Genomic DNA, 14,198 nt, shown 5'->3' with positions numbered 1-14,198 from the left:
GCACCGCCATGCACAGCCTCGCCCGCATCTCCGTCATCACATTGGCCTTGAGCATGAGCGCATGTGCGGTGCACCGGCCGGAACCGACCACCAACCTACCGCCGATCCCGCCGTCACAACCGAGCCCGACCCCGTCGACCTCGCCGACACCGGGCAAAAGCATCCCGTCCAAACCGTCCAAGCCAGTCCCACGCACCTCAGCCAGCTTCGCCCCACCACCGGGCGGCAACAGCCACTGGGACCAGAAGCTCGGCGTCTACGTCCTCGACGACCAGCCCAACACCTTCTACCGCCAGCGCACCTACTTCCGCTGGAACAACGGCTGGACTCGCTCCGTCAGCCCCAACGGCCCGTGGGAAGACACCAACATCCACGGCGTGCCGCCGGGGTTGGGCAAACAGTTCGGGCAGTAATGAAAAACGGCGATCTCTGGATCGCCGTTTTTTTGTGTGTTGCCGGGCATTGATGATGTCCCTGTAGGAGCTGGCGAAGCCTGCGATCTTTTGATCTGCTGTTTTCAAAGTTCGCTGGTCAACAACCCTTGCACATAATCCACAAACACCCGCGCCTTCGCACTGACCATCCGCCCCGTGGGAAACACCGCCCACAAGTCCTGATCCGGCAATACCCATTCGTTCATCACCGCCCTGACCGCGCCGCTTGCCAGCTCCGGGGCGAACATCCATTGCGAGGCGATGGTCAGGCCCTGATCGGCCAGCACGGCTGCACGCAAACCCTCGGCGGCGCTGACCCGCAGGCGGCCGGTGAGGGTTTGCGTCTGTTGTTCGCTGCCCTGAGTGAAGGTCCAGGTGGCGCCGCCGCTGAGGTTGTAGACGATGCCTTGGTGCTTATCCAAATCGGCAGGGCAGCTCGGCTCGCCGTGGCAGGCGAAGTAGGCCGGGCTGCCGAGCACTACGCGGCGACAGTCGGCGATCTTGCGCGCGGTGAGACCAGAGTCGCTGAGCGGGCCCATGCGCAGGGCGACGTCGATACCTTCTTCGACCAGATTGATATTGCGGTCATCGAGCATCAGGTCGATGTTCAGCTGTGGATGCTGCTCGAGAAACGGCCCCAGCTGCGGCACGACGTGCAGGCGGCCGAAAGTCACCGCAGCGCTGATCCGCAGGTTGCCGCTTAAACCGCTGGCGCTGCCACGGGCGGCGTTATCGGCTTCGTTGGCTTCGTCGATGGCGCGTCTGGCCCGTTCGAAAAACGCGAGTCCGGCTTCGGTCGGGGTCAGGCCGCGAGTCGAGCGCAGCAACAGGCTGACCGCCAGGCGTTTTTCCAACTGAGCGATGGTTTTCGACACGGCGGGCTGGCCGATATTCAGCCGTCGGGCGGCGGCGGAAAAGGAGCCGGTTTCGACCACGTAGACGAAGGTTTCCATGGCGGCGAGGCGGTCCATCATTCTTCCTGCAAATCTGAAAGTTGTCGTAGTCCCCTTGTGGGAGCGGGCTTGCTCGCGAAAGCGGTCTGACATTCAGCACATGTATTGGCTGATCCAACGCCTTCGCGAGCAAGCCCGCTCCCACAGGGAATAGGGTGCTGAGTGTAATCCGCGTCCATTCAATCACATGCGGTAAAACAACCAAACGTCGTCCTGCAGATTTATGTGCTTGAGTAAAGATAACTCTAGAGTTACTTTTATTCGGCCGGAGCAAGGAGGCGCCAGGTGCAAAGCAGGCTATTGATCAAGGAGCTGGAGGAGGCAGGCTGGACGCTGGATCGAGTCACCGGCAGTCATCACATCTTCACGCATCGTTACAACCCGTACACCATTCCCGTTCCTCACCCTAAAAAGGATTTGCCGCTGGGGACGGTCAAAAGCATCAGGAGGCGTGCCGGGTTGTACCACCCGCCAGCCAGCTACAAGGGAGATCCATAATGCAATATCCGATCTGCATCGAATGGGGTGACGACAACACCGCCATCGGTATTCAGATACCTGACATTCCCGGCGCCGTCACGGCCGGGGACACTTTCGAGGACGCCTATAACGCAGCCGTTGAAGTCGCCCATCTCATGTTGCAGGAGATGGCGGCGGACGGGGAATCGATTCCGATGCCGACGTCGGCAGCGGCGCATCGCAATAATCCGGAGTTTGCCGACATGGGCTGGGGGATGCTCGAGCTGGATATCTCGCCGTACATGGGCAAGACCGAGAAGGTCAACGTGACGTTGCCAGGCTATGTGATCCAGCGCATCGATCGCTATGTGCGTGAACACAATGTCAAAAGCCGCTCTTCGTTTCTGGCAGATGCGGCGATGGAGAAGCTGGTTCGGTATTAAGCGTCATCGCTCTCACAGGCCCAGTGAGCAACCTGTGGGAGCGAGCTTGCTCGACATCTTAGGCCGTTGCCAAAGCACCACGCTGCGACGCACTCAGGAACCGCAACAACGCCAGCAGCGGGAACGCGCTACCGACAATCACGATCCACAACCAGCCGCCATGCTCATACACCGCACTGGCGACCGACGAGCCGAAAGCGCCGCCGATGAAGATGCTGGTCATGTACAGCGCGTTGAGGCGACCACGGCTTTTGGCGTCCAGCGAGTAGACCGCGCGCTGGCCGAGAACCATGTTCATCTGCACGCAGAAGTCCAGTACCACGCCGGTCACCGCGAGGCCGATGACGCTGTAGGCCGGGTGAATGAAGGCCGGCAGGAAGCTCAGGCTGGCGAACAGCATGGCCAGCAGCGAAGCGATGCGGGTGTGGCCGGCGTCAGCCAGGCGTCCGCTGATCGGCGCGGCGATGGCACCGATGGCACCGACCAGCGCGAAGATCGCAATCTCGCTTTGCGACAGGCCATGGTTGCGCGCCAGTTCCAGCGGCACCGCTGTCCAGAACAGGCTGAAGGTGGCGAACATGCAGCCCTGATAAAACGCCCGCTGACGCAGCACCGGTTGCTGGCGCAGCAGCGTCCACAGCGAGCCGAGCAACTGGCCGTAGGAAGCGCTGTGATCCGGTTGACGCTTGGGCACGGTCAACGCCAGCACCACGCTGATCGCGGCCATCAACGCCGCGGCAATCATGAACATCGCGCGCCAGCCGAAATGGTCAGCCACTACGCTCGACACCGGCCGCGCCAGCAGGATGCCCAGCAGCAGGCCGCCCATGATCCCGCCGACCACCCGGCCACGGGATTCTTCCGGCGCCAGATGCGCGGCCAGCGGAATCAGGATCTGCACCGACACCGAACTGAAACCCACCAGCAACGAGATCAGCAAAAACACATTCGGCTGGCTGGTGAACGCTGCACCGAGCAGGCTGGCAATCGCCACTACAGTGGTGATGATCATCAGCCGGCGGTTTTCCAGCAGGTCGCCCAGCGGCACCAGGAAGAACAGGCCCAGCGCATAACCGATCTGCGTCAGCGAGACGATGAAGCTGGCCATGGTGTCGGAGAGACCGATGTCCGGCGCGATCAGCCCGATGATCGGTTGCGCGTAGTAGATGTTGGCGACGATTGCGCCGCAGCAGAAGGCGAACAGCAGCACCATGCCTCGGGTCATTGCGTGAGTTGTGGCGTTCATAAGGTTTCTCGATCCAGCGAAAGGGAATGCGGTGAGGCTAAGGGACGCACCGAAGCGGCGGTAGAAGCCTTGTATCGATATCAGTTATTCCGTTGCGGAATGATTGGCTTCAACGGCGGTGTCGTCCATCGGCGAACCTTGCGTCCGGCCGGGGAGGGCTGATGATACATTCACTTACATCTTCTTCGATAGCGTGCTTATGTTTACCGCTGCGCTTTTACTGTTCATCACCGGAGGATTGCCATGTTGCGCCAGCTGCTGCGTCACACCACCACGATTGCCTTGATCGGCCTACTCAGTGCCAATGCGGTGCAGGCCGCTGATGCTCCCGGTATGCGTCTCGGCGTGCGCGGTGAGATCACCGGGGTCAGCGCCGATTCGCTGAAAGTCCACGTCAACAGCGGCGAGAACGTGGTGATCCGGTTGAATGCGGACACCAAGGTGCGTGCCGTCACGCTGGCGAATATCGAAGACATCAAACCCGGCAGCTACATTGGCTCGGCCGCCATGCCGCAGGAGGATGGCACGCTCAAGGCGCTGGAAGTGCACGTATTCCCGCCGGAACTGGCCGGCAGCGGTGACGGTCATCGGCCGTTTGATCTGGCCAAGGGCAGCAGCATGACCAATGGCAGCGTCGGTGATCTGGTGGTCAGCAATGGCCGGGTGCTGACCGTCAACTACAAGGGCGGGCAGCAGAAGATTCTGGTACCGGAGGACGTGCCGATCGTTAACCTGACGCCGGGGGATCGCAGCTTGCTCAAGGTCGGGGTGAAGATTGTCAGCTTCGTGACCCAGGACGCAGACGGCACGTTGACGGCGCAATCGATTTCCGCCGGCAAGGATGGCGTGACCCCACCGATGTAACTGGCTGACAAACAATCCCCTGTGGGAGCGGGCTTGCTCGCTCCCACAGGGGGAAGTGTGGTGATTTCCAATGCCCACAAAAAAGGCGACCTGTTGAGGTCGCCTTTTTCGTTACGGCCTAAGCCTTACTGGCCGGTATAAATCTGATCAAAGATCCCGCCATCATTGAAGTGGGTCTTCTGCACTGAACGCCAGTCACCGAAGGTCTTTTCAACCGACAGGAAGTCGACTTTCGGGAAACGGTCGGTGTACTTCGCCAGCACTGCCGGGTCCCGTGGACGCAAGTAGTTGGCAGCGGCGATTTCTTGACCTTCCGGCGACCACAGGTATTTCAGGTATTCGTCGGCAGCGGCGCGGGTGCCTTTCTTGTCGACCACTTTGTCGACCACCGATACCGGTGGTTCGGCCTCGGCGGAGACGCTTGGGTAGATCACTTCGAACTGATCGCGACCGAACTCGCGAGCGATCATCTCGGCTTCGTTTTCGAAGGTCACCAGTACGTCGCCGATCTGGTTGGTCATGAACGTGGTAGTCGCGGCGCGGCCACCGGTATCGAGCACCGGCGCTTGCTTGAACAGTTTGCCGACGAAGTCCTTGGCCTTGTTCTCGTCACCGCCATTTTTCAGCACGTAGCCCCAGGCCGAGAGGTAGGTGTAGCGGCCGTTGCCCGAAGTTTTCGGGTTCGGCACGATCACTTGCACGCCGTCCTTGAGCAGGTCCGGCCAGTCTTTCAGGGCTTTCGGGTTGCCTTTGCGGACGATGAACACGGTGGCCGAGGTGAACGGTGCGCTGTTGTTCGGCAGGCGGCTGACCCAGTTTTCCGGCACCAGTTTGCCGTTGTCGGCGAGGGCGTTGATGTCGGTCGCCATGTTCATGGTGATGACGTCAGCCGGCAGGCCGTCGATCACCGAACGCGCCTGCTTGCTCGAACCGCCGAAGGACATTTGCACGGTGATGTTTTCGTTGTGCTCGGCCTGCCAGTGTTTCTGGAACGCAGTGTTGTAATCCTTGTAGAAATCGCGCATGACGTCATAGGAGACGTTAAGCAGGGTCGGTGCGGCTTGAGCCACGCTGCCAAAGGCAAGACCGGCGGCGAGAAGTGAGGCGCCAAAGAGTTTTTTCACTGCGCATTCCTTGTTGTGTCGGTGATAACGGTCGGGGGTGATACCGTTTTGCCAGCGACTATAGCCGGGCTGGCATAGTCGTTTAAAGATTAAAAAGCTCTGTGCTTATTCCACTTTCTTAAACAGCTGACTGCCGCACCGCGAGCAAAACGCTGCGTTCTGTTCATGGCTGTTTTTCTTGCACACCGGGCAGTCATGTTGCAGCTGTTCGCCGCGCATGGCGTTGGCCAGTTCCGCCGTGAAAATCCCGGTGGGCACGGCGATGATCGAGTAACCGGTGATCATCACCAGCGAAGAAATTACCTGACCCAGCGGGGTCTTGGGCACGATGTCGCCGAAGCCGACGGTGGTCAGGGTCACGATAGCCCAATAGATGCCTTTGGGGATGCTGGTGAAGCCATGTTCCGGGCCTTCGATCACGTACATCAGGGTGCCGAACACCGTCACCAGGGTGCAGACGCTGACCAGAAACACCACGATTTTCTGCTTGCTGCCGCGCAGCGCCGACATCAGGTAGTTGGCTTGCTTGAGGTACGGGCTGAGCTTGAGCACCCGGAAGATCCGCAGCATCCGAATGATGCGGATGATCAGCAGGTACTGCGCATCGCTGTAATACAGCGCCAGGATCCCCGGCACGATCGCCAGCAGATCCACCAGTCCGTAGAAACTGAAGGCGTAGCGCAATGGTTTCGGTGAGCAATACAACCGCAGGATGTACTCACCGAGAAAAATGATGGTGAAGCCCCACTCGATGTAGGCCAGCACATCGGCGTAGTTCTGGTGAATGCTGTCGATGCTGTCGAGCATCACCACCACCAGGCTGGCAAGGATGATCAACAGCAAGGTGCCGTCGAAGCGCCGCCCGGCGAGGGTGTCGCTCTGGAAAATCATCACGTAAAGCCGTTCGCGCCAACTGTTGCTGCTGTCCATGGATAACGCCTGAATTGAAGATCAGCGCAGCCTAGGTTGATTGTCCCCCTGTGCGCAAGGCGTGGCGTCGACGACCGCTTTGCCAAGCATCTGGATCCCGGCGCGGATCAGCCAGCAAGCGAGGATGAACGGCGCGGTCAGCGTCGCCAGACCGAGAGCGACGAACAGCGGGGTGACCAGCAGCGCAAGGACGATGCCCAGCAGCGACAGCCACGGTTGCTGGCGCTGCGCACTGAAGGCGAGGGCGGCGAGTACCGCGTTGTAACTGCCCAGTCCCAGCAATGCCGCGCCGGTTTCGTGGTGCAGCAGACTGGACGCAAGGCCGATGGCTGACGCGAATAATGCCCAGCAAAAGGCGCGGCGATCAGCGATCAACAAGCCAATGGCGATCAATGCGCCGGCCAGTGGATGATCAAGGAACATCACCTGACCCAGTCCACGCAACTCAGCGGCGAGCAAATTCAGCGTGTTCATCTCGATGTGCGCTGTCGGCGCGGATGGCTCGGCGAACAGCAGCAAGATCCAGCCGATGGCCACGAACGGCGAGGTGTAAGCCGGTATCGATCGATTGCGGTACACGTGTTTGAGCCATTGCTGAGTGACCATCGCACTGAGGCCGCCAGCCGCCAGAATCAGCGGCGGCAGCAGCGGTGACCAAGGGAAATACAGGCTCAGCAACAAGCCGAGCAGCACGCCGTTATAGCTGAACAAACCGGCCTGACGATCAGCCTTGGCATAGTTACGTCGCTGTGCAGTGAGCAATCCAGCGACCGCCCCGAGCAGCGCGCCGGCAAACAGCACCGGCGCAGTGAGCAGGATCGCCAGCAGGCACAACAGGCCGCATAGCGGGTGGCGCTGGAGGAATATCTGACTGAAACCGTTGAGCAAAGCCTCGGCCCAGTCGGGGCAGTGGGTGTTGAAATGATTGGCAGGCATGGGCAGTTCTGAAAGTCAGTGAAACCGAGTTGCCTTCTTCGCCAGCAGGCTGGCTCCCACATTGAATCTTTGTTCAGTCATTGAGTTTGTGATGCACACAAATCAACTGTGGGAGCGAGCCTGCTCGCGAAGAGGCCGGTACAGGCGCTAAATCAATGTTTCAATCCGTAGCGAGTTAGTCGAACCAGGCTGCCCGAACGGCACCCCCGCAGTGATCAGCAGCGTATCGCCACGCTCGGCCATGCCTTGCGCCTGAGCGATTTCTAGCGCGGTCGAACACACTTCATCGACCTGACGCAGGCGATCGTTGACCACCGAATGAATACCCCACGCCACACTCAAACGTCGTGCCGTTTGCAGGTTCGGCGTCAGGTTGAGGATCGGCGCTTTCGGCCGCTCCCGCGCTGCACGCAACGTCGAAGCGCCCGATTCACTGTAGTTGACCAGCACTGCCACCGGCAGCACATTGCTGATGCGGCGGATCGCGCAACTGATGGCATCGGACACCGTCGCTTCGGCTTTCGGTCGGCTGACATCGAGTTGGGTCTGATAATCCGGGCCGTTTTCCACTTGGCGAATGATCTTGCTCATCATCTGCACCGCTTCCAGCGGGTATTCACCGGATGCGGTTTCCGCCGAAAGCATCACTGCGTCCGCGCCTTCAGCCACAGCGTTGGCCACGTCAGTGACTTCAGCACGGGTCGGTGCCGGGGAGAAGCGCATCGATTCGAGCATCTGCGTCGCCACCACCACCGGTTTGCCGAGTTCGCGGCAGGTGCTGATGATGTTCTTCTGGATCTGCGGCACGCTTTCCGCCGGCACTTCGACACCGAGATCGCCGCGAGCGACCATGATCGCGTCGCTCAGTTCGGCGATTTCGCGCAGTTGTTCAACCGCTGACGGCTTCTCGATTTTCGCCATCAGAAAGGCCTTGTCGCCGATCAGTTCGCGGGCTTCGAGAATGTCCTGCGGACGCTGTACGAACGACAGAGCCACCCAGTCCACGCCCAGCTCCAGACCGAAGCTCAGGTCGCGGCGATCCTTGGCGGTCAGCGGGCTCAAATCGAGCACCGCCTGCGGCACGTTCACGCCTTTGCGGTCCGACAGTTCGCCACCGTTGAGCACGGTGGTGTCGATCGCGTCGGAGTATTTGCTGACCACGCGCAGGCGCAGTTTGCCGTCATCCAGCAGCAGATCCATGCCCGCTTCGAGCGCGGCGATGATCTCCGGATGCGGCAGGTTCACCCGGCGTTCATCGCCGGGTGTGGCGTCCAGATCGAGGCGGAACGCCTGACCGCGATGCAGTTGCACCTTACCGTCGGCGAACTTGCCGACGCGCAGTTTCGGCCCCTGCAAATCCATCAGGATCCCCAGTGGATAGTTGAGCTGGCGCTCGACTTCGCGGATCCACTGATAGCGCTTGGCGTGGTCGGCGTGATCGCCGTGGCTGAAGTTCAGGCGGAAGATGTTGACCCCGGCCTCGACCAGTTCACGGATGTCTTCGATGCCATCGACGGCAGGCCCGAGGGTGGCGAGGATTTTGACCTTTTTATCAGGCGTCATGATTTGCAGTTCTCAAGGATCAGGATGGCGCGGAAGTCGTTGACGTTGGTGCGGGTCGGCTCGGTGACGATCAGCGCATCGAGCGCCTCGAAGTAGCCGTAACCGTTGTTGTTATCCAGCTCGTCGCTGGCGCTCAAACCGAGGGCGGTGGCGCGGGCGTAGCTGTCCGGGGTCATGATCGCGCCGGCATTGTCTTCCGAGCCGTCGATGCCGTCGGTGTCGCCGGCCAGCGCATAAACGCCTGGCTGGCCCTTGAGGCTGTCGGTGAGGCTGAGGAGGAATTCGGCGTTGCGTCCGCCGCGGCCATTGCCGCGCACGGTGACCGTGGTTTCGCCGCCGGAAAGAATCACGCACGGCGCCGCCAACGGCTGACCATGGTTGATGATCTGCCGAGCGATGCCGGCGTGGACCTTCGCCACTTCACGTGACTCACCTTCCAGGTCGCCAAGGATCAATGTGCTGAAACCGGCCTGACGGCATTTCACCGCCGCTGCATCCAGCGATTGCTGCGGGCGGGCGATCAACTGGAAATGGCTGCGAGCGAGGCTCGGATCACCGGGTTTGACCGTTTCCGATTCCGGGCTTTGCAGCCAGTTGCGCACCGACGCCGGGACTTCAATGTTGTAGCGCTTGAGGATCGCCAGCGCTTCGGCCGAAGTGCTCGGGTCGGCCACGGTCGGGCCGGAGGCGATGACCGTGGCGAGGTCGCCCGGCACATCGGAAATTGCGTAGGTGTAGACGGTGGCAGGCCAGCAAGCCTTGCCGAGGCGGCCGCCCTTGATCGCCGAGAGGTGCTTGCGCACGCAGTTCATCTCGCCGATGGTCGCGCCGGATTTAAGCAGGGCTTTGTTGATCGACTGCTTGTCGGCCAGGGTGATGCCTTCGGCTGGCAGCGCGAGCAGGGCAGAACCGCCGCCGGACAGCAGGAAGATCACGCGGTCGTCTTCAGTCAGATTGCTGACCAGTTCCAGCACGCGATTGGCCACGGCCAGGCCGGCAGCGTCCGGTACCGGATGCGCGGCTTCGACCACTTCGATTTTTTCGCACGGAGCGCCGTGACCGTAACGGGTCACCACCAGACCGGATACTTCACCCTGCCAGCAGCGCTCGACCACCTGGGCCATGGCGGCTGCGGCCTTGCCGGCGCCGATGACGATCACCCGACCCGTGCGATCGGCAGGCAGATGGGCTTCGAGGACTTGGTTCGGATGGGCCGCGTCGATGGCTGTGGCAAACAGCTCGCGCAGCAGTTGTTGCGGATCGACCGACATGGCGGGCTCCCGGAATTCTTGTTATTCGAAAGGGCAACTCGGACCCCTTGTGGGAGCGAGCCTGCTCGCGAAGGCGGTGTGTCAGCCAACATCGATGTTGAATGTGCAACCGTTTTCGCGAGCAGGCTCGCTCCCACAGGGTTTTGTGCAGGCTTTATTTTTTGTCGCGAATCGAGAAGTTGGCCATGTGTTCCAGACCCTTGATCAGCGCCGAGTGGTCCCAGTTGCTGCCACCGATCGCCGCGCAGGTGCTGAACACTTGCTGGGCGTTGGCGGTGTTCGGCAGGTTGATGTTCAGCTCCTTTGCGCCTTGCAGGGCCAGGTTCAGGTCCTTCTGGTGCAGGCTGATACGGAAGCCCGGATCGAAGGTGCCTTTGATCATGCGCTCGCCGTGCACTTCGAGGATCTTCGACGAAGCGAAACCGCCCATCAGCGCTTCACGCACCTTGGCCGGATCAGCACCGTTTTTCGAAGCGAACAGCAGGGCTTCAGCCACGGCCTGAATGTTCAGCGCGACGATGATCTGGTTCGCCACTTTGGCGGTCTGACCGTCGCCGTTGCCACCGACCAGAGTGATGTTCTTGCCCATGGCCTGGAACAGCGGCAGGGCGCGTTCGAAGGCATCGGCATCGCCACCGACCATGATGCTCAGGGTCGCAGCCTTGGCGCCGACTTCCCCACCGGACACTGGCGCGTCGAGGTATTGCGCGCCTTTCTCGTTGATCTTCTTGGCGAAGGCTTTGGTGGCGGTCGGCGAGATCGAGCTCATGTCGATCACGACTTTGCCTTTGCCGATGCCGGCAGCGACGCCGTCGGCGCGGAACAGCACGTCATCGACCTGCGGGGTGTCCGGCACCATGACAATGATGAATTCAGCTTCCTGCGCCACTTCGCGCGGGTTGGCCAGGGCGACGGCGCCAGCGGCGACCAGATCGGCCGGAGCGGCGTCGTGGTGCGCCGACAGGAACAGGCTGTGACCGGCTTTCTGCAGGTTCGAAGCCATTGGGTGGCCCATGATGCCGGTGCCGATAAATCCGATTTTAGCCATGAGAAAATCCTCTTGTTTTTGTCTTGCTCAAGCGAAATAGGGGGTGTTGCTTTGGGTGGGAGCGGGCTTGCTCGCGAATGCGGTGGAACATTCAATATCCATGTTGACTGAACCACCGCATTCGCGAGCAAGCCCGCTCCCACAGGTTTTTTTGCAGTGTTCTTAAATGGCGTTGTGGGTTTTCAACCAGCCAAGACCCGCTTCAGTGGTGGTCAGCGGCTTGTATTCGCAACCCACCCAACCCTGATAACCAATGCGATCCAGGTGTTCGAACAGGAACCGGTAGTTGATTTCACCGGTGCCCGGTTCGTTGCGCCCCGGGTTGTCCGCGAGCTGCACGTGGTTGATCTCGGCCAGGTGCGATTGCAGGGTGCGAGCCAGATCGCCTTCCATGATTTGCATGTGGTAGATGTCGTATTGCAGGAACAGGTTGGCGCTGCCGACCTGCTCGCGAATCGACAGGGCTTGCGCCGTGTTGTTCAGGTAGAAGCCCGGGATGTCGCGGGTGTTGATCGCTTCCATCACCAGTTTGATACCCGCCGCTTGCAGCTTGTCGGCTGCATATTTGAGGTTGGCGACGAAGGTTTTTTCCACGGTGGCATCGTCCACGCCTTGCGGACGAATACCGGCCAAGCAGTTGACCTGGGTGTTGCCCAGCACTTGCGCGTAGGCAATCGCCAGATCGACCCCGGCGCGGAACTCTTCAACGCGATCCGGCAGACACGCGATTCCGCGCTCGCCCTTGGCCCAGTCACCGGCCGGCAGGTTGAACAGCACTTGGGTCAGACCGTTGGCATCGAGCCTGGCCTTGATTTCGGCAGAGCTGAAGTCGTACGGGAACAGGTATTCCACACCACTGAAACCGGCCTTGGCGGCGGCGTCGAAACGGGCAAGGAAATCCTGTTCGGTGAACAGCATGGACAGGTTGGCAGCGAAACGCGGCATGGTGGTCTCCTAAAACGGTTTTGACGCGGGTGGTCAGACTAAACCAATCAGTCCCCTCTCCAGGGGGAGAGGGTTAGGGTGAGGGGGGAATCAGGGTTGGCCCCAAATTCCCCGAACGACACAAAATCGCTCCCTCACCCCAGCCCTCTCCCGGAGGAAGAGGGAGCCAGTTACGTTCAGTCGAGCAACGAAATCGCCGTTGGCGCGTCGTTGCCGACCAGTGCCAGGTCTTCGAATTCGTTGACGGCGTTGATCTCGGTCCCCATGGAGATGTTGGTCACACGCTCCAGGATGATCTCGACAATCACCGGTACCTTGAACTCTTCGATCATTTGTTCGGCCTTGCGCAGGGCAGGGGCGATTTCCGATGGTTCGAACACCCGCAGGGCTTTACAGCCAAGGCCTTCGGCGACTGCGATGTGGTCGACACCGTAACCGTTGAGTTCCGGCGCGTTCAGGTTATCGAAGGACAGCTGCACGCAGTAGTCCATTTCGAACCCGCGCTGGGCCTGACGGATCAGCCCCAGGTACGAGTTGTTCACCACGACGTGGATGTAAGGCAGTTTGAACTGAGCGCCGACCGCCAGCTCCTCGATCATGAACTGGAAGTCATAGTCCCCCGACAGGGCCACGACTTTCCGGCTCGGATCGGCCTTGACCACGCCCAGCGCTGCCGGAATGGTCCAGCCCAACGGCCCGGCCTGACCGCAGTTGATCCAGTGACGCGGCTTGTAGACGTGCAGGAACTGCGCGCCAGCAATCTGCGACAGACCAATGGTGCTGACGTAGCAAGTGTCTTTGCCGAACACCTGGTTCATCTCTTCGTAAACACGCTGCGGCTTGACCGGCACGTTGTCGAAGTGGGTCTTGCGGTGCAGGCTGGCCTTGCGCTGCTGGCAATCCTGCAGCCAGGCGCTACGGTTTTTCAGTTTGCCGGCGGCTTGCCATTCACGGGCGACTTCGATGAACACGGTCAGCGCGGCAGCAGCGTCGGAGACGATACCCAGATCCGGGGTGAACACGCGGCCGATCTGCGTGCCTTCGATATCGACGTGAATGAACTTGCGACCTTCAGTGTAGACATCCACCGAACCGGTGTGACGGTTGGCCCAACGGTTACCGATGCCCAGTACCACGTCGGATTTGAGCATGGTGGCGTTGCCGTAACGGTGCGACGTCTGCAGACCGACCATGCCGACCATCAGCGGGTGATCATCGGGAATGGTGCCCCAGCCCATCAGGGTCGGGATCACCGGAATACCGGTCAGCTCGGCGAACTCCACCAGCAGATCGCTGGCGTCGGCGTTGATGATGCCGCCACCGGCCACCAGCAATGGACGCTCGGCCTGATCAAGCAGGGCCAGAGCCTTCTCGACCTGAATGCGGGTCGCGGTTGGCTTGGCCAGCGGCAATGGCTGGTAGGCGTCGATGTCGAATTCGATTTCAGCCATCTGCACGTCGAACGGCAGGTCGATCAGCACCGGGCCTGGACGGCCGGAGCGCATTTCGTAGAAGGCTTTCTGGAACGCGTAGGGCACCTGGCCCGGCTCCAGAACCGTGGTCGCCCACTTGGTGACGGGCTTGACGATGCTGGTGATGTCGACTGCCTGGAAGTCTTCCTTGTGCATACGGGCGCGGGGTGCCTGGCCGGTGATGCAGAGGATCGGGATCGAGTCGGCCGAGGCGCTGTAGAGCCCGGTGACCATGTCGGTACCGGCAGGGCCGGACGTACCGATGCACACGCCGATGTTGCCGGCCTTGGTGCGGGTGTAACCCTCGGCCATGTGTGACGCGCCTTCGACGTGGCGAGCGAGGACGTGATCGATGCCACCGACTTTCTGCAGGGCGGAGTACAGCGGGTTGATCGCAGCACCCGGAATGCCAAAAGCGGTATCAACCCCTTCACGGCGCATCACCAGAACGGCGGCTTCGATTGCTCTCATTTTGCTCATGGTTTTGTGCCTCTTTACGTTTTGTAATTG

At 60.7% G+C, this 14,198-nt stretch carries 14 protein-coding genes; 4 read left to right on the top strand and 10 right to left on the bottom strand.

Annotation, left to right across the window (positions count from 1 at the left end; translation table 11 throughout):
* The first annotated feature begins 8 nt into the window (after positions 1 to 8).
* Positions 9 to 413, top strand: coding sequence for a hypothetical protein (locus tag CRO59_RS22490; RefSeq protein WP_097090124.1), 405 nt, complete (start codon positions 9 to 11; stop codon positions 411 to 413).
* A 104-nt stretch (positions 414 to 517) separates the two neighbouring features.
* Here CRO59_RS22490 and CRO59_RS22485 read toward each other — a convergent pair whose 3' ends face one another.
* Complete coding sequence (locus CRO59_RS22485) at positions 518 to 1,405, bottom strand: LysR family transcriptional regulator (protein ID WP_097090123.1); 888 nt, start codon at positions 1,403 to 1,405, stop codon at positions 518 to 520.
* Positions 1,406 to 1,672: 267 nt separating this feature from the next.
* Between CRO59_RS22485 and CRO59_RS22480 the strand changes: the two genes are divergently transcribed.
* Together CRO59_RS22480 and CRO59_RS22475 are read left to right on the top strand one after the other, a co-directional pair.
* Positions 1,673 to 1,885, top strand: coding sequence for a type II toxin-antitoxin system HicA family toxin (locus CRO59_RS22480; RefSeq protein ID WP_027613935.1), 213 nt, complete (start codon positions 1,673 to 1,675; stop codon positions 1,883 to 1,885).
* A complete protein-coding gene (locus CRO59_RS22475) occupies positions 1,885 to 2,289 on the top strand; it encodes a type II toxin-antitoxin system HicB family antitoxin (RefSeq protein WP_007961664.1) in 405 nt (134 codons plus the stop codon). Before CRO59_RS22480 ends, CRO59_RS22475 begins: the two co-directional genes overlap by 1 nt.
* Positions 2,290 to 2,347: 58 nt before the next feature.
* On the opposite strand, the gene CRO59_RS22470 is transcribed toward CRO59_RS22475, so the two are convergent.
* Positions 2,348 to 3,535, bottom strand: coding sequence for an MFS transporter (locus CRO59_RS22470; RefSeq protein WP_096796242.1), 1,188 nt, complete (start codon positions 3,533 to 3,535; stop codon positions 2,348 to 2,350).
* A 243-nt stretch (positions 3,536 to 3,778) separates the two neighbouring features.
* On the opposite strand from CRO59_RS22470, the gene CRO59_RS22465 reads away from it, so the two are divergent.
* Positions 3,779 to 4,399: a DUF5666 domain-containing protein gene (locus CRO59_RS22465; RefSeq protein ID WP_097090122.1), complete on the top strand. Its 621-nt coding sequence runs from the start codon at positions 3,779 to 3,781 to the stop codon at positions 4,397 to 4,399.
* A gap of 125 nt (positions 4,400 to 4,524) precedes the next feature.
* Here CRO59_RS22465 and CRO59_RS22460 read toward each other — a convergent pair whose 3' ends face one another.
* From CRO59_RS22460 to gcl, 8 genes are all read right to left on the bottom strand, one after another.
* On the bottom strand, positions 4,525 to 5,523 hold the full coding sequence (locus tag CRO59_RS22460; protein WP_027613937.1) for a sulfate ABC transporter substrate-binding protein: 999 nt from the start codon (positions 5,521 to 5,523) through the stop codon (positions 4,525 to 4,527).
* A gap of 105 nt (positions 5,524 to 5,628) precedes the next feature.
* Positions 5,629 to 6,453 carry an ion transporter gene (locus CRO59_RS22455; protein ID WP_027613938.1) on the bottom strand — a complete coding sequence of 275 codons (825 nt, stop codon included), beginning with the start codon at positions 6,451 to 6,453 and terminating at the stop codon, positions 5,629 to 5,631.
* Positions 6,454 to 6,474: 21 nt separating this feature from the next.
* Complete coding sequence (locus CRO59_RS22450) at positions 6,475 to 7,389, bottom strand: urea transporter (protein ID WP_097090121.1); 915 nt, start codon at positions 7,387 to 7,389, stop codon at positions 6,475 to 6,477.
* A 147-nt stretch (positions 7,390 to 7,536) separates the two neighbouring features.
* A complete protein-coding gene (gene pyk, locus CRO59_RS22445; protein WP_007961656.1) occupies positions 7,537 to 8,952 on the bottom strand; it encodes a pyruvate kinase in 1,416 nt (471 codons plus the stop codon).
* A complete protein-coding gene (locus CRO59_RS22440; protein WP_097090120.1) occupies positions 8,949 to 10,223 on the bottom strand; it encodes a glycerate kinase in 1,275 nt (424 codons plus the stop codon). The genes pyk and CRO59_RS22440 overlap by 4 nt, the downstream gene beginning before the upstream one ends.
* Positions 10,224 to 10,377: 154 nt before the next feature.
* Positions 10,378 to 11,271, bottom strand: a complete 894-nt coding sequence (locus CRO59_RS22435) for a 2-hydroxy-3-oxopropionate reductase (RefSeq protein WP_003222962.1) — start codon at positions 11,269 to 11,271, stop codon at positions 10,378 to 10,380.
* A gap of 162 nt (positions 11,272 to 11,433) precedes the next feature.
* Positions 11,434 to 12,216: a hydroxypyruvate isomerase gene (hyi, locus tag CRO59_RS22430; RefSeq protein ID WP_096796235.1), complete on the bottom strand. Its 783-nt coding sequence runs from the start codon at positions 12,214 to 12,216 to the stop codon at positions 11,434 to 11,436.
* A 176-nt stretch (positions 12,217 to 12,392) separates the two neighbouring features.
* Entirely contained in the window at positions 12,393 to 14,168 is a 1,776-nt protein-coding gene (gcl, locus tag CRO59_RS22425; RefSeq protein ID WP_097090119.1) for a glyoxylate carboligase, read from the bottom strand.
* Between the last annotated feature and the right edge of the window lie 30 nt (positions 14,169 to 14,198).

This window comes from Pseudomonas sp. LAMO17WK12:I5 (assembly GCF_900215165.1).
In the GTDB taxonomy this organism is placed as follows: Bacteria; Pseudomonadota; Gammaproteobacteria; order Pseudomonadales; family Pseudomonadaceae; genus Aquipseudomonas; species Aquipseudomonas putida_A.
The sequence above is the reverse complement of the archived record's forward strand: the minus strand, read 5'-3'. Positions and strand labels throughout refer to the sequence as shown.